This window comes from Nitrosomonas cryotolerans ATCC 49181 (genome assembly GCF_900143275.1).
In the GTDB taxonomy this organism is placed as follows: Bacteria; Pseudomonadota; Gammaproteobacteria; order Burkholderiales; family Nitrosomonadaceae; genus Nitrosomonas; species Nitrosomonas cryotolerans.
Genome location: NZ_FSRO01000001.1, coordinates 1 through 16,926 on the forward strand (window position 1 = coordinate 1; position 16,926 = coordinate 16,926).

Below are 16,926 nucleotides of genomic sequence, written 5' to 3' on the forward strand. Positions count from 1 at the left end.
GCGAGGCGGCGTTCCTGTCTTTAATCGACCAACCGGTAGCTTCATCTCGCGTAATCGGTGTGCAAGACGAATCGCAGGGGGGTCACCTGCTCTTCCTGCCTGGAAATTCCTCGTTCCGACATGTGCCAAACCCGCCAGGAATGTACCTACTGTTAATACAACCGCTTGGGCTAAAAATCGGATATTCAGCTGTGTAACCACACCCGCTATCCTCTCCCCCTCAATAATAAAATCGTCGACGCCTTGTTGCATTATCCATAGATTAGGTTGGTTCTCTAATCGACGACGGATCGCCTGGCGATATAACACCCTATCAGCCTGAGCGCGCGTAGCCCGTACAGCCGGACCCTTGCTTGAATTCAAAATCCGAAACTGGATGCCTGCTTCATCAATTGCTGCTCCCATCGCGCCACCTAAGGCATCAATTTCCTTCACTAGATGGCTCTTGCCAATTCCGCCGATAGAAGGATTGCAAGACATCTGTCCGAGTGTTTCAAGATTATGGGTCAGCAATAGCGTCCTATGACCCATGCGGGCGGCTGCAAGCGCTGCCTCTGTACCCGCATGCCCACCACCGACAACATTATTTCGAATTTCTCCATATAACTCATAAACCCGCTTATTTAAAATTAAGAGCTGATCACCCTATTTTACGGTAAAAATTTAAATCTGTCATTTACCTATGAGCGTCTGTATAAATACACGACTACATAAACCGATAGCTAAAAATGTTCCACGTGAAACGCAATTATCCCACATCATCCAACTGGATAATTAAATACATGCTGTCTTATTACAAGGCAAATATCACTGACAAGCACCTCATTTTTCAATGATTAATCTAATACAAAACTATTAAAAAAGACAAAATGATATAACATCATTCAACTGATTGAGTTTCCAAGCGATTGACAAGCGGATCCCGAAAAATTCACTAATTAGAAAAACGCCTATAATGATTGATTATCGACAATGTCATTCTTTCTCAAGCGTAGATCCACGAGCTAACCAAAGTCGTGGGCGGTACGAGCGGCCTCCCTTGAGCTCCAAGCTTAATAGTAAATTCTATTTTTTCCGGAGTATCTGAGCATAGCTGACAACATCAAAAACCCCAACCCACTCAACTTTTGAACCGCATCAAAGGATAAATTAATCAGATCTTCTCAGGTTTACACGAGATTGCTCATCCCTGACCTACTCTTAAACGTTCATCAGCTTTTTCGTATTCACGATCTCGGATAATCTGGCGCTAAAGTCACGCTTTATTAATTAAAACAAGGCGATTATTAGAAGCACTATATATCAAAGAACAACAAAAGTCACCCGGCACCAGCAACAATCTAAAATCTGATTCAATACCACCCACACCTCATCTCAACCTGATGCATTCTTCTTCAGAAAGCCGTTACACAGGGATCTGATACTTGTATTACTTATAGGGACATCTTATTATAATGACAAGTCAAAAATCTTCCGTTACAAAGGATGGCGTATATAAAATAACATCTTTAATAGGATTGACCACGCAGTATCGATACTGGATATCGTTCTTAAAAAGATAGTGAACTCATATAGATCCTTTGAGCTCAATACCAAGAACACATATTAAACCCATGCTCAATATGATGCATTGCCTTTCAGACAATCCCGTCTTAATCACAGGGAATAAAAACAGATTATGAAAAAATACTATTAGCTTTAATGCTGGCTCTCATCAGTACTGGCACAATGGCCGAATGGACGAAGATAGGCGAAAGTACCGACAAAGGCGGTTACACCGCTTACGCTGATCTGACTTCTATTCACAAGGCGGCAACAGGGTCAAGATGTGGGTTTTTTTTGATTACACGCTTGAACAAAAATTCTCTGGCGTTATTTTTCTATCTGAGAAAATTCGGCGGGAGTATGACTGCAAGGGAAAACACATGAGAACACTTTCTTATTCGTTATTCAGCTGGAATATGGAGAGTGGACAATTAGTCCGCAAGTATAACCAACCTCAAAAATGGGAAAAAATACAGCCTGCGGAAATAAGCGAAACCGAATGGGAGACCGCTTGCAATCAGCAGGATTAATTTTACCCGTCACTTTGCATGAGTCCCATCACACACACCCTATCGCGAAATCTAAATAATGTTCTTATTTAAAAATAAGGCGTATCTTTATTTATTCCTTAATGGATTGCCCTTAACATTTGTTAACCATGACATTACCCGCAGGATTATTCGCATCACCGGATTCAAAACCTAATAAGATGCTTTTAATCCAAATTTTCCATTAGAATTTTTTAAAGGGAGAAAATGGATGTAAACCTCACTCTGAATTATGAACAATGACGACGATGTCAGGCACGATAGACCTGCGTTTTAAAAATACATTTCATTGCATCTTTTTGGCAGAATGCAGACACGACATATTCACAAAGTCGATTTCGAGCAACCCTCAAGGGATATTCGTCAACATATCCATCAACTTTGAGAACGGATTGGTTGAATTCGGCCAAGCGAATGGCCTTGGTAAATTATCCTCTCAAACTCGCTCTATCGAAACTGGTTAGTAACCTGAGAGGTTTGCCTAATCCCCTTATCCGGAAAAAACTACTCTGGAAATAAAAAACTGTGGCGTAATATTTTATGAAAGACCTCTGCACAACTGCGTAAATTTACTGTGACAATGGAAAAAATGCCAAATGACATTTTTTATGCGTGTTATCTTGGAAAAAAATGAGGTTTTTTCTCTTTTTAAAGGGAATTTCCCCTTTATGTAGCATTTGGACGGACTACTCCCTTGGTGGCTTGTCCACGAAAATTTTGTTGGCCGCTTTTTTTAGATTCATGCAGATACTTTTCAGCATAACTTGGGCGTTGACTTTTGCCGTGCCGAAGTAGCTGGCGCGTCCCATCCCGAATAGGCGTTTGGCCGTGCCGAAACACTGTTCAACAATATAGCGTTTTTTGCTGATCAATTTATTCGCCAGCTTCTGGCGTGCCTAGAGTGGCTTGTTCTTGTACGCACGATGCATGATTGCGCTCTTGATTTTGTGATTTCTTAGAAACTGCCGATTGGCGTTGCTGGCTGATCCTTTGTCGGCATATACCCGATTTGCCTCAAGGTGCGCACCCTCGATAGCTGCTTCGAAATGTATCATTTCGCTCTGGTTGGCAGGGGCAGTGTGAACTCCACGCACATAGCCGTCTTGCGAGTCCACTACCAGGTAACTGCGATAGCCAAATTGCGACTTCTTGCCTTTTTTTAGCCAGGCCGCATCTGGATCCGCGCTTTGTTCTTCAATACAGGTGATTCCTGGTCGGCTGCCATCCTCAAATTGAACAGCCTTACCTTCGGTATCCACTTCAAGCAGGATAGCCTTTTTGGGGCGTGCCGCTGACTCAATCAGCGTGGCATCAATTACCGCTCCCGTTGCGCCCTTGATCATCAATCCGTGTGATTGAAGCTGTTCATTGATCGAGGCTAGCAGATCATCTAACCGATCGCCGGACACCAATCGGTTGCGAAACCGACACAAGGTGGTTTCGTCCGGTATCGCATCCGACAAGGACAAACCACAAAATTGTAGAAAATCAATCCGAACATACAGTGCTTGCTCCAACGCAGCATCCGACAAACTATGCCACTGTCCCAGCAGGATCGCCTTGAACATCATCAACCTATCAAATGGTTCCTGTCCTCCACCATGCGATAACTCGCGCTTGTATAAACCTGTAAGCTTCGAACGTAACTCCTCCCAGTCAATCAGGACATCAATCTTCATTAGCACACTGTCTCGTCTCAATCGCTGTGCCAATTCCAGTGTTCCAAAACTTATCTGCATCTCTTGTTCCAAATGTCTTTTACTTGTCACTATTTTAGTCGGTTATCGCGCTGACGGGGGAGTTGTGCAGTAGTCTTTATGATTGCCAATCTACTCTGCTGGTAGCTGCGGCGATGTGCCGATAGAAATCGGCCTATACAAGTAGAAAATGCCTCATTATACAATCAAAGAATGGCCTTCCCGACCATGCCATTTATCCCCCATTCTAGGCAATGGGACTCTTCGCACATTTCGGTAAATTATTTTATCGGCATTTTGTCTCACTATTTCTGCTGATGCATGCTATTTTTGAGTGTAATACGAATCGCAACTGATCTATCCTGTCCAATCAGAATTTTTATCGGTTTTGGAGTCAGTCTAATGAATTTTCATGATCTGAAAAACTGGAAGAGCTACTGGGAACAATTACAACTGGCCCTGCTCGATCCCAAGGTTGATGAAGCGGCATTGACAACATCCTTACAGAATGCGCGTGAAAATATCTCGGTACCCGTTCTATGGTTACTGGGCAAATCGCAAGCAGGCAAGACATCGATCATCAAAGCACTCACCGGCAGCAAAACAGCTGAGATCGGTAATGGTTTTCAGCCATGCACGCAGCATTCCAGCTTTTATGACTTTCCGGCCGAGATGCCGGTAGTCAGATTTCTTGATACACGCGGTCTGGGAGAAGTTGCCTATAATCCTCAGGATGATATCCACTATTGCGAATCTCAGGCTCATTTACTACTGGCCGTTATGAAGGTCGCTGACCAATGCCAAGAAACGGTATTTGAAATTTTGCATACGATTCGCGGGCGTCATCCCGAATGGCCTTTACTGATCGTACAAACTGGTTTGCATGAACTCTATCCGCCTGAAAGCAATCATATCTGCCCTTGGCCCTACGATAACGAACCCCTACCTGACGCCGTTCCAGCTGATTTGAGACGGGCTATCCTCGCGCAGCGACTCGCCGCAAAAAAATTACCCGGCTCTGCACCCGTTCACTGGGTCGCCGTCGATCTGACTCTGCCCGAAGATGGTTTTAATCCACCGGATTATGGTCTGGAAGCACTGTGGCTCGCAATTGAATCCCTGTCCTCACTCGGCCTACAGCGCCAGCTAAGTGGAGATAAAGAAATTCGTGACCTCTACGCACGTACGGCGCATCAGCATATTGTCAGTTTCTCACTAACCGCAGCAGGATTAGGTGCACTGCCGGTAGTCGACCTCGTCGCGGTATCCACCGTTCAGGCAAAACTGTTGCACAGTTTAGCTCGTCTTTACGGTCAACATTGGGACAAACGAACCATTACAGAATTCTTCGGACTGGTTGGCGCAGGAGTCGCATCCGGTTTTTTAGCACGGGTAATCGGACGTACTATAGTCAAACTGATTCCCTTCTGGGGTCAGACCGCAGGCATGGTATGGAGTGCCAGTTCCAGCGGCGCGACAACCTACGCTTTAGGTAAAGCCGCAGTCTATTTCTTCGTCAGGCGAAAGGATGGACTTAACGTGGATCCAGATACGCTGCGCCGGGTCTATTCTGACGCATTAAAGAACGGCGTATCCATACTCAAAAACCGTTCACGTGATCCATCTTAATGAAAATACCACACTTTCGAATTAACCCGTTACAGCTCATTGCACTCGTCCTGTTTACGGTACCCGTTTTGATCGTATTTGGACTCGGGATGCTATGGCTATGGCAAACGGGCAATCTACATTATTGGTTTTTTACCACGATCACATGCAGTGGCTGCGGTTACGGCTTACAGCAATGGCTGGCGCAACGTGAGCGTAAATTCTTAACTGAAGCAGGAGCCGAGCCCAACCCAGAGTGGCCACCCGATGCAGACGCTGCCTGGCAACAAATTAAAACACTCGCAGAAACTTGCAATCCAAATGACTGGCCTCTCGAGGATGGATCGTGGATACTGGAACTGGGTCGACGTACCCTGGAAACCGTTGCACGCTGTTACCACCCATCTGTAGAAAAACCATTACTTGAACTCACCATACCCCATACGTTACTCATCATTGAGCGGGCCAGCCGTGACCTACGTCAGGATGTAACTGAAAATATACCGTTTAGTAATCGCCTGACAATCGGCGACCTGTTCCGGATAAAACATTGGAAAAACAAAGCAGAGAAGATATTTAATGTCTATCGGGCAGGACGCATGATAGTCAATCCTGCGAACGCCTTACTCAGCGAGGCCTGGCGTCACCTTCAGGCACGCAGCTTTGGCTTAGCCCGAAGCGAGCTCCATTCCTGGTTTCTGCGCGCTTATATACGCAAAATTGGTTATTATGCAATTGATCTCTACAGTGGCCGGTTGCCGCTGGATGATGGCGAACCTATTACGGCTAAAACACCCATATCCCATATTGATATGGAAAAGAGCAACAATACGGAGACCGCAGAGGAACCGCTGCGTATTCTCATTTTAGGGCGTGCGAATGCGGGCAAATCAAGCCTAATCAACGCGCTATTCAAAAAACTGGCCACGGCTACCGATGTCTTGCCAGACACCACCCAGATGCTCACACCATTCGTCCTGTCACGCGAAGGATTCACACAGGCCCTGATATTCGATAGTCCCGGCTGTAATAGCCCTCATTTTGATTTTCAGCAGATGCAAACAGCGGTACTGAATGCTGACCTGATTTTGTGGGTCACGCCAGTGCATCGGCCCGATAGACAGATTGAGCGCGACTGTTTAGACGCATTGCGCACAGCGCAATCCCGACGGCCCCACTCTCATCCAGCCCCCGTACTCATCGCAGCGAGTCACATTGATTTGCTGCGACCGGCTAATGTGTGGCAACCCCCCTATAACCTGACCAATCCGCAGAATACCAAAGCCACCAATATACGTGCTGCCATACAAGCCATAGCGATCGATCTGGCTACGCCCGTTGAACAGGTCATTCCCGTCTGCCTGGTACCTAACCAGATCTACAATGTTGATGACACGCTTTGGGCTGCCCTGCTACATCATCAAGATGAAGCGCTCAGGGTACGCTTATTGCGCTGCCTGGAAACAAAAAAACGGGCGGAGGATTGGGTCATGCTACGCCGTCAGCTAATCAGTACAGGACGATTCCTTTGGCAGCTGCCAGACAGATTCGGCACACATGTCGATAAATGAAGAATTACTACTTGACATCCTCCCCTTCCTAAACGAAGGGGATTCCTAGCGACTTATTAAGCCGTTAAGAGTAGGTTTGTATTGCTACTGCCTACTGGTTCCTGCTTCTTAGACGAAACTAACGTTTCAACTCCACAGGCTAACAAGCGATGTCCTCGCTCAAGTACATTCAAGGCACCTACCAAGTCGGCATTGGCTTTAAATCCACATTCTGTACATTCAAAAGCACTTTGGCTTTTGCGATTGTCACGACTAACATGTTGACATCTAGGGCAGGTTTGAGAGGTGTATTGAGGGTTTACCTTCAATACATCCCCGCCTGAACAAGCCTGTTTATACTCCAAGAACGAAACGAACATTCCCCATCCTTGGTCAAGAATGGATTTGTTTAGACCCGATTTCGCTTTGACGTTTTTACCATGCTTTTCAACACTGCCCTTGGTACTCTTAGACATGTTTCCTATCTTTAAATTCTCAACTACGACCATTGCGTGATTTTTGCTGATTTCGGTTGAGGTTTTGTGTAAGAAGTCTAAACGAGCATTGGCAATACGCTCATGCAGTCGGGTAATGATTTGTTTCTGCTTTTTCCAGTTAGCAGAGAAACGGACTTTTTTAGACAGCTTACGCTGTTCAAAAGCCAGTTTCTTTGATAACTTTCTGAAACTGTTTAAAGGTTCTACGTATGAGCCGTCTGACAAGGTTGCAAAGCGGGTAACGCCCATATCAACACCAATCATACTGGTTGAGCTATGACGCTTTAGCTCGGTCTCGTACTCAGTCTGAATCGACACGTACCAATAACCGCCTTTACGGGAAATCGTCATATTTTTAACGTCACCAATGACTTGGCGTGAATTACGATATTTCACCCAACCGATTTTAGGCAAGAACACTTTGCTAGACTCTTGCTCCAGCTTAAATCCTTGTGGATAACGAAAGCTGTCACTCAAACCTTTTTTCTTGAATTTTGGAATCCGTTTTAAAGGCTGTTTTTTATCAAAACCGTCTTTGAACGCTTTTTCTAAGTTTTTTAAGGCTTGTTGTAACGGTTGAGAATGAACGGTTTTTAGAAATCCATAATCTTCTGAGGATTTCCATAGCTTTAGCCAAAATGACAACTCGTTGTACCAAAGCAATGGCTGTTTCTGCTCTAATCTGAACAGATTCATTGCTAAGGCTTTATTCCAAACAAACCGATTAGCACCCGCAAACTCAACCATCTTCTGTACTTGGTCAGAATTTGGATTGAGTCGAGATTTAAAGGCTTTGCGTATAATCTGCTTCATGGTTATAATTATACAAAAAGGAATTGGTCTATGCAAGTTAATAACGATGTAAGAACAGAAAGAAATTGCGTTTTTAATCTTTATGTTCATTTGGTCTTTGTAACAAAATACCGTAGAGATGTTTTCTCCGGAAGGGTATTAATTGATTTGGAAGAAATATTTAAAAACGTGTGTTTGGATTTTGAAGCAGAATTGGTGGAATTTAACGGTGAGCATGATCATATTCACCTTTTAGTTAACTATCCACCAAAAATTGCTATTTCTAACTTGGTAAATAGTTTGAAAGGCGTTTCAAGCCGACTTATTCGCAAAAAGAATTATCCCGAAATTAAAAATAAGCTTTGGGGTAATATGCTTTGGAGTCCAAGCTATTTTGCGGGTAGTTGTGGTGGAGCACCACTCTCGATTATTAAGCAATATATTGAACAACAGCAAAGACCGCATTAAACAGGCTTCGCCTGTGCGCTTATATCTCCGCCCTGAAGGAACGAAGTTTTACGCGCTATTTGATAAATCGCTCCCTGCAAAAGCCTTATCAAGAAGATGTGCGGTGCTGCTGTCTTTTTTTTGCCAACCACTGTGAGAGTTGAAGTTCAGGTATCGGCCGACCCAGATGATAACCTTGTGCTAAATTACATTTCTGCAAACGCAGAAATTCAAACTGCTCGACTGTTTCCACCCCTTCCCCGACTACTTCCAGTCCCAGTTTGTGAGCCAGTGAAATACTCGCCTCCACAATAACAGCATCACTTGCGCTATTGATAATATCTCTGACAAAAGCCTGATCAATCTTCAACGCATCGAGCGGAAAACGTTTTAGATAAGCCAATGATGAATAACCAGTACCAAAATCGTCAATGGCAACCCGTACGCCGAGCGCATGAATTGATTGTAATATCTCCGTAGCCTTTACCGGATCCTGCATCAGGATATTTTCTGTAATTTCCAATTCCAGTGCCTGCTGCGGCATTTCTTCTTCCTGCAATGCGCGGCGCACCTTGTCCAATAATTCTCCATCGTTAAACTGGACGGCAGAGACATTAACGGACAGGCGCACACCATCAAATCCAGATTCACGCCAGGTCCGGTGTAACCTGCAAGCCTCACGCAACACCCATTCACCAACGGGAATAATCAGACTGGAATTTTCTAATAGCGGAATAAAATCGGCGGGTGATACCAATCCGCGCACCGGATGCTGCCAACGAATCAGTCCTTCCACACCCACGATACGGCCATTGCTCAGATCTACCTGAGGCTGGTAATGTAAAATAAATTGCTCATGTTCTAAAGCATAGCGCAGATCCGCTTCCATTTTCAGCAGCTCATGCCCACGAATATTCATATCAGAAGCATAGAAGCGATACTGATTGGATCCTGCCGATTTAGCCCGGTACATGGCAATATCGGAATGACGCAGCAAGGTCTCTATTCCATCACCATCATGTGGATAGAGCGCAATACCCACACTGAAAGTAACATAAATCTCCTGCGAGTGAACAATTACTGGTCGCTCAAAAGCCTCATTTAATTTATGTAGTACAATCAATACTTTTTCCGGATCACTCAGATCCCCTGCCACGATTGTAAATTCATCACCGCCATGACGTGCGACCGTATCATTACTTCGCAAGCAGCCTTGCAGACGGTGGGCAACCTGTCCTAATAGGATATCGCCCGCGGCATGACCTAAATTATCATTCACCCGTTTGAAATTATCGATATCCAGAAATAAGACGGCAATGTGACTCTGGTTCCGGCGCGCATATTCCAATGCGGATTTAAAACGATCTACCAGAAAAAAGCGATTGGGTAAGCCAGTCAGACGATCATGTGTTGCTTCGTATTGCAGTTTGGCTTCGAAGCGCTTCCGTTCGGAGATATCTCGCGCAATAGTCGACAAATATTCGGTATCGCCCGCAGCATCCCGATGCGCTAACACCACCTGAGAAACCGGTAACTCCCCCCCGTCAACCAGCCGTAAAGCGGTTTCTCCATGCCAGACACCCTGCTCGCAAGCCATTGTAAAAGCCTCACCCAACAATCGCTCTGCTATATTTTCAGGAAATAAATCGCGGAGAAAATAGTGACTGGCATCTTCTACTGGATTAAGGCCAATCAATCGACGCCCTGCGCCATTCAGATAGCGTAATTGACCACTTGGCTCTAAAATAGCAACCAGATCAGGCGTTGCCTCCAGAATCACTGCAAGCTGAGTGCGCCCTTTCTCCGCATCGCGGTGTCTCCGGCGCTGCTGCGCATCGCTTAATTCACGATCTACCGCCGGGAGCAAGCGAACCAGATTTTCTTTCATGACATAATCTTGCGCACCGCGCTTCATGGCCTCCACAGCCATTTCCTCGCCAATCGTACCTGAAATAAAAATAAAGGGCACATCCGGATCATGCTGACGCGTAATTTCCAGCGCCCGCATGCCACTGAAGCTCGGCATGGAAAAATCCGAAAAGATAATATCCCACGACTCCTTTAACTTTACGATCATATCCCGCTCCGTATCAATCCGTTCCCAGTCAAACACCAGTCCGCCAGATTGAAGGTAATCCACCAGTAACAACGTGTCATCTTCAACATCTTCGATCATCAGGATACGTAATGGTTTCGGGGTAGCTAGTGAGTCTTGCGGTTTTGACATATCGATCTTTTCCTGATTGCTAGTTCAGCGGTGCCTGGTTTAATAACAGCCAATAGAGCCCCAGCTGTCCCGCTGCCTTCATAAATTCATCAAAATCTACCGGTTTACGTACATAACTATTCGCGCCCAAAGCATAGCCTTTTGCCCGATCCTCTTCTTCAATAGACGAAGTCAGAATCACCACTGGTAGCAATCGGGTCGCCTCATGATCTCGAATACGGCGCAGGACTTCCAGTCCGCTTATTTTGGGCAGATTCAAATCCAGCAATACAACGGCTGGTAAATCGGTCACATCGCGGCCTGCATAAGCACCTTCGCCAAACAGATAAGCAAGCGCCTCAACCCCATCATGTGCCACAATTACCTGATTGCCAACCCGATTTGCTTCCAGCGCATCCAGCGTTAATAATTCATCATCGGGATTATCCTCCACCAACAGCACTATTTTATTGCTCATCTATTTTCCTGTTCATCCAATATAAAATAAAAGGTAGTCCCCTGATCAACCACACTCTCCGCCCAGATGCGACCGCCATGCTTACTGATCACGCGTTGCACGGTGGCCAATCCAACACCCGTACCCGGAAATGTACTCGCATCATGCAGGCGCTGGAAGGCACTAAATAGTTTATCCGCATAGGCCATATCAAATCCGGCACCATTATCGCGGATAAAATAGGTATTGATGCCCTCATTCTCGTTGCAGCCTATTTCAATTAAAGCTTCAGATCGGTAACGGGTAAACTTCCAGGCATTACTCAGCAGATTCGTGATTGCCACGCGCAGCAAGCGCGCATCACCCTGCACTATCAATCCGGGTTCAATCAGAAACTGCACCACTCGCTCCGGCTCATCCTCGCGTAACGTTTCCATAACTTCCTGGGTCAATCGCGTCAGATCAACCGATTCCCACTTAACTTCTGTCCGCGTCACGCGCGATAACTTAAGCAAGTCATCAATGAGTGCTGCCATACGCTGGGCGGCCGCGCGAATCCGCTCCAGACGATCCCGACCCTTGTCATCCAGACGATCTCCATATTCATTCAGCAGTAAACGACTGAAGCCATCCATGGCACGCAACGGCGCTCGTAAATCGTGCGAGACAGAATAACTAAACGCCTCCAGCTCCCGGTTAATGGTTGCTAATTCCGCGGATCGGATACGCAGGTGCTCATTCAATTCCTTAAGCCGGCGTTTATGTTCGATACCGACACTAATATCCTTGATAAGACCATCAGCGTAGCGTTCACCTGCATCACCTTGCTTGACTACCGCCGTGATTGAGGCATGGAACTCACGACCATTCAACGTTTTAAGCCGTAGATGTTCGCTGTTAACCTGACCATTACGCAGCATTTTATCGACAAAAATCCGACGATCGGCCGGATCACAATATAATTCACCAATACCGTAAGTCAACAGCTGTTCCATGGATTCTGCCTCAAAGATTTTCACCATGGCCGGATTTACTTCAATAAATTCCCCTTTGTCATCGAGTATGAGGCGATAAACGCCGACTGGCAGATTATTTACCAGATCCTGGTAGCGCGCTTGTATCCGCTGTTGCGTTTTTTCAGCCTGTTTGTGTGCGCTAATATTACGAATAATATTAATTACGAATACATTCTGATCGATTGTCAGCGGACTTAAATCCACTTCCATCGGAAATTCACTCCCATCCTTGCGTAATCCATACAATGTCGGATCCACTTTGCTCGATCGTATTCTCTGCTCGGTAAAAAATTGCATTTGATCCTGGCCATACTGTGCACGAAACTGTTCGGATACCAATTGCTCAATCGGCTGCCCCAGTAATTCATCACGCGAATAACCAAACCATATCTCAGCCCGATGATTAACCAGCGTAATCCGGCTACATTGATCCGCAATAACAATCGCATCCGGGGCAGAATCAACTAACCCACGAAAGCGGGCTTCGCTGGCCCGTATCTGAACTTCAATCTGCTGGCGGCGCAGTACATAATAGGCAATTACCCCGCTCAAGAGCATAAATAACAAGGACAATACTAAAAATGGTGGTACAAAATTATCGACTGAACGCGCCTGCTTTGCGGTCAAAACCGATTCGGGTACATGAGCAACCAGTATCCATTCATTACCAGAATCAGCCTGTGATTCCACGCGATTAATCCTGGCATAAGTGAATAATCCCTGTGCATCCAGCCATTGGCCATCTGGATGCCCCTGTAGTATTGCAGACCAGGTAGGCTCTCCGTATTCACGATCAAAGCGGATGCCTTGACGTTCCGGATACATGAAGCCCCATTCCATCTCTGGACTGGGGCCCAATAACCAGTAGCCATCAGAATTCAACAACCAGAGGCTTCCCTCATTTTGTTTATCAATTGCACGTAGACGATCGAGCAACCGCGCCCCTAGATAATTCAGTATCACAAGGCCACGATTTTTTCCATCGTCATCGAACACGGGTGCGCTCAAACGAATCACTGGCTTGAGTGGTTGTTCAATCACGCCATGTTCAATGTTAAGATCGAACGGTGACACATAAAGGGCATCTTTATTTTTCTCAAGAGTCTCCGGCACATAGTAATGATCCGATTTATCCTGCAACTGCGCCGCTGATACAATACCTGGCTGGCCATTATTGTCATTGATGCGCACCACCTCCTGCCCCTGTTCATTCAGAAAACGAAGCTGATCATAACGCTGGCGGTGCTGCATAAATACCTGATAATCATGAGCAAGGTTCTCCTTTGCCACAGGATCCGCAGTATCCAGCCATTGCCGTAATGATGAATGCGCTGCCAGGTAAAACGCATCCCCATTTAGCGCACCCAGCACGGTTTCAATCGTTTTATGCGCCAGCTGTACTGACTGCTGCTCGTGATCCTGCAACATTGTCAGATTCGCGTTGATCTCAGTACGACAAAGCAACCATAATACGGCGGTCAACATCAAAATCAGTGGAATACATAAATACAACCAATACCGCACGAATCGCCAGTTCCAGATATTTTGCATATTCACTGTCTGTAATATTTCCTGTTCATTCGATATTCAAAAAAGTAGGCTTATCTTTTTGTAATTAGTTTTTAATAAGAGGACTGAAGAAAAGACCAGTATCAAGATTGATAATATCAGCATATAGAGCGCATAGGTACGACTCTTATTCATTCTAGGTAAGGGATCCGGTTATATCGAGAAAAACCCAACTTTAACAAAGAGTAATGCCGTTCTTTGTCTGCAAATATTGGCTACACGGCAAAATATCTTAAACAATCCTGTTTATATCTTACTTGATATGCCTGACAAAAAATATTCGGCACCCGAATCATTCATATCCGATTCAAAAAACGTCCTTTTCAATGTTAAAGACCGCTGCATAACTGTTATCTCGGGCTGGATAAGATTTTTAAGTGTTTGATTTATCAATGCTGCAAGTAATCAGAAAAGCTCAAAAACACAGTTATGCAGCGGTCTTTGTTATGTTTGATTTAAAACTAAACTTGAGCGCGTTAGCCCTGGCATGCGATTAAACCCGCTTACGAATAACCACTATACGAGATCTTTGCAAAATCCCAATAATTGAAAAATTAACCCTTTATAATTAATAGTCGAAAACTTCTGGCGAGGGCTTTTGCAAAAGCCTCTATACTTATACTAACCGCAATATTCAGAATCCGAAGTTCATTCTATTTATTCAATATACAGGTCCAGAAACGGGTTTGAATAAGCTTTCGAGTAAGGCTGCATCATCAAAATGGCGACGCCCAATGAAAGCAGTGGCATGATGCCCACGTTCTCGCATCGCGCCAGCCGATGGGACACCCATCGGCCACAACAGCCAGCGTTCCAGGCGTGCGCTCCCTTCGATTAGGCCATCGGGACGAAATAAGCTGCGATGCCCTTTATTCCTTGTCGGAGTAAAGTAGAGTTCCTGATACGAACGCCCATGTAAGGTCCGACCGGATGGCATATCTGCATACAATTTTTGAATATAGTGACTACCGGAAGCAATCCGGATGATCAGGCGTTGGCCAATTGTCAGCGATGGCGCCGACTGCGGCAGCAGTGGTGGTTCGGGTAGCTCAGCTGCTTCGGCGCGCAATACCAATGAGGCCGTTGGGAAAAAATAATGATAACAACCACAAGCATGAATACTATCGTAAATCATCACATTACCGGCAGTATCCAGGGTTACCCGCCACAGCAATCCGTCCAAAGCACCACTAAAGATATCGACTATATTCGTGCTGGGTCGCTCAGAAAACCAGATCAGATAATTAAGCTGTAATAAGGCTTGTCCCTGCCAACGGGTATAAGATGGATAGTAGTAAACCAGTCCTGTAGAATAATCGACGCTCGGTTGATTGTTTGTCTGCCAAACGGGTCTGCCAGGCAAGTCATAGTTATCCACGACATCGATTTCCCAAACCGGGGCATGCATCGCAAACAAGGCTTCAAGCTGTCTCGTCGTAGGCAACGGAATACCCAGCGCGTCATACGCCATACCATCCGATGCATCATACACATCCCTGGGCGGCATTTGAAATCGACGGATCTGCCCCTGCACGGGAAGCATTTCCAGGGACTGTGCAAAAACCGCATGGACTCTTTTTTGATATCGATTCACACCGAATCTGACGGGCAGGCTCAATAACGGATATAATCCGAATACCTGATTCAACAAGCGGTACTCGGAGGCAGCGACAGCCTGTTCACGCAGCAGTGCTAGACGTTCGGGCCGGGCCAAACCTATCGCCACCAGCCTATGCGCGCAATCTTCCAGCAGCCGGGTTAAATCGGTACCATAACGAGTGCTTAACCAGCCTTTTTCCGATTTCTCCAGCGAAGCCAGCTCAACTGATCGGGCGGCCTGATCCGCATCCATGAGGCGCTTCAACCAGCTTTGCAGCGCCTCATTGCTTAAGTCCTGTTGACTATAACTAGCCAGAAACCGCGTCATCCGTAGATAAGGAAATCCCGTTATACGTTCGGGTCGTGATGGTGTGACGCCATGATCAGCAACAGTCTGATCCAGGTCCTGATACAACTCCCAGCAGCGGTCAAGCGCCCCATTCTTCGTCACAACGGGTAGCGCTGGCGACGTTAACATACAACCACTGAGCACCAGTGCCGCACTCACCATCATAAATCGGCTGATCATGGCATGGATAGTTATTTAGTCTTCATTGATTCTGCTTAGTAACTTAATTCACTACTCGTTAAAAAAAGCAGATAAATAAATCCTTTTTTTTAAAAGGCTTCAGATGCTTGTAAATAACGCCATTTTCCTTCAGGTAAGTCAGCCAGTTTTATTTTTCCAATGCGCACTCGCTTTAATCCGAGAACTTTTAAATTTACTAACTCGCACATACGACGAATCTGACGTTTCTTGCCCTCATTCAAAACAAAGCGTAATTGATCTTGATTTTGCCAGCTCACTTGTGCATGTTTGAGCATTTTTCCGTCCAGGCTCAGGCCATAATTCAATAATGCCAGCCCCTCTCCTGTTAGTGATCCCTCCACACGAACTAGATATTCTTTTTTAATTTTAGAATCAGCACCAATTAACTGTCTGGCAATATGGCCAGCTTGTGTCAACACAATTAAGCCTTGTGAATCAATATCTAATCTTCCCGCAGGCGCCAACCCTTGCAAATGCACCGGATTAAATCGTTGCTGCAATGGATGGCTCAAAAACTGGGATTCTCGATTAATCAAACTGACCGCCGGCTGGTAGCCCTTTTCGGGTTGCCCAGAAACATAACCGATTGGCTTGTTTAATAGAATGGTTACATAGCTGCGCTGCTGTATCTGCGCTGCTTGATTTAGTTTGACTTTCTGTGTCGGGTAAATTTTCACTCCCAACTCAGAAACCCGTTCGCCATCGACAAATACCCACCCGCGCTCAATATAACGATCAGCTTCTCGGCGAGAACAAATACCTTGTTCAGACATAACTTTAGATAAGCGAATTTTTTCCATGAAAAACTGAGCCCGGACTGTATAATTTTAATTGAGTCATTATAA

General features: G+C 45.6%; 11 protein-coding genes and 1 pseudogene. 4 read left to right on the forward strand and 8 right to left on the reverse strand.

The window, feature by feature from the left end; all coding sequences use genetic code 11:
* A partial coding sequence (locus BUQ89_RS00005; RefSeq protein WP_245812855.1) for an FAD-dependent oxidoreductase occupies positions 1 to 531 on the reverse strand: 531 nt, incomplete at its 3' end.
* 1,295 nt (positions 532 to 1,826) lie between these two features.
* On the opposite strand from BUQ89_RS00005, the gene BUQ89_RS00010 reads away from it, so the two are divergent.
* Positions 1,827 to 2,075 (forward strand): surface-adhesin E family protein, encoded by a 249-nt coding sequence (locus BUQ89_RS00010; protein WP_245812856.1) that lies wholly within the window; start codon positions 1,827 to 1,829, stop codon positions 2,073 to 2,075.
* Between the two features lie 704 nt (positions 2,076 to 2,779).
* On the opposite strand, the pseudogene BUQ89_RS00015 reads toward BUQ89_RS00010, so the two are convergent.
* Positions 2,780 to 3,832 (reverse strand): annotated as a pseudogene (locus BUQ89_RS00015) (IS5 family transposase).
* 360 nt (positions 3,833 to 4,192) lie between these two features.
* Here BUQ89_RS00015 and BUQ89_RS00020 point away from each other — a divergent pair.
* Both BUQ89_RS00020 and BUQ89_RS00025 read left to right on the forward strand, forming a co-directional pair.
* Positions 4,193 to 5,419 carry a YcjF family protein gene (locus BUQ89_RS00020; protein WP_028462523.1) on the forward strand — a complete coding sequence of 409 codons (1,227 nt, stop codon included), beginning with the start codon at positions 4,193 to 4,195 and terminating at the stop codon, positions 5,417 to 5,419.
* The gene (locus BUQ89_RS00025) at positions 5,419 to 6,969 is read left to right on the forward strand and encodes a GTPase family protein (protein ID WP_028462524.1); all 1,551 of its coding nucleotides are present in this window, start codon (positions 5,419 to 5,421) and stop codon (positions 6,967 to 6,969) included. The genes BUQ89_RS00020 and BUQ89_RS00025 overlap by 1 nt, the downstream gene beginning before the upstream one ends.
* Before the next feature lie 56 nt (positions 6,970 to 7,025).
* Here the strand turns inward: BUQ89_RS00025 and BUQ89_RS00030 are convergent, their stop codons facing one another.
* Positions 7,026 to 8,258: an RNA-guided endonuclease InsQ/TnpB family protein gene (locus BUQ89_RS00030; RefSeq protein ID WP_074202440.1), complete on the reverse strand. Its 1,233-nt coding sequence runs from the start codon at positions 8,256 to 8,258 to the stop codon at positions 7,026 to 7,028.
* A 30-nt stretch (positions 8,259 to 8,288) separates the two neighbouring features.
* Here BUQ89_RS00030 and tnpA point away from each other — a divergent pair, with 30 nt between their 5' ends.
* Positions 8,289 to 8,705 carry an IS200/IS605 family transposase gene (gene tnpA / locus BUQ89_RS00035; RefSeq protein WP_074202441.1) on the forward strand — a complete coding sequence of 139 codons (417 nt, stop codon included), beginning with the start codon at positions 8,289 to 8,291 and terminating at the stop codon, positions 8,703 to 8,705.
* Between the two features lie 88 nt (positions 8,706 to 8,793).
* Here tnpA and BUQ89_RS00040 read toward each other — a convergent pair whose 3' ends face one another.
* The 5 genes from BUQ89_RS00040 to BUQ89_RS00060 all read right to left on the reverse strand — a co-directional run bounded on the left by BUQ89_RS00040 (position 8,794) and on the right by BUQ89_RS00060 (position 16,881).
* Entirely contained in the window at positions 8,794 to 10,911 is a 2,118-nt protein-coding gene (locus BUQ89_RS00040; protein WP_028461481.1) for an EAL domain-containing protein, read from the reverse strand.
* Positions 10,912 to 10,930: 19 nt separating this feature from the next.
* Positions 10,931 to 11,368, reverse strand: a complete 438-nt coding sequence (locus tag BUQ89_RS00045) for a response regulator (protein ID WP_028461482.1) — start codon at positions 11,366 to 11,368, stop codon at positions 10,931 to 10,933.
* The gene (locus BUQ89_RS00050; protein ID WP_036573015.1) at positions 11,365 to 13,914 is read right to left on the reverse strand and encodes a sensor histidine kinase; all 2,550 of its coding nucleotides are present in this window, start codon (positions 13,912 to 13,914) and stop codon (positions 11,365 to 11,367) included. Before BUQ89_RS00050 ends, BUQ89_RS00045 begins: the two co-directional genes overlap by 4 nt.
* Positions 13,915 to 14,593: 679 nt before the next feature.
* A complete protein-coding gene (locus BUQ89_RS00055; RefSeq protein WP_051537588.1) occupies positions 14,594 to 16,060 on the reverse strand; it encodes a hypothetical protein in 1,467 nt (488 codons plus the stop codon).
* 89 nt (positions 16,061 to 16,149) lie between these two features.
* Positions 16,150 to 16,881, reverse strand: coding sequence for a pseudouridine synthase (locus tag BUQ89_RS00060; protein ID WP_028461484.1), 732 nt, complete (start codon positions 16,879 to 16,881; stop codon positions 16,150 to 16,152).
* Positions 16,882 to 16,926 lie beyond the last annotated feature (45 nt).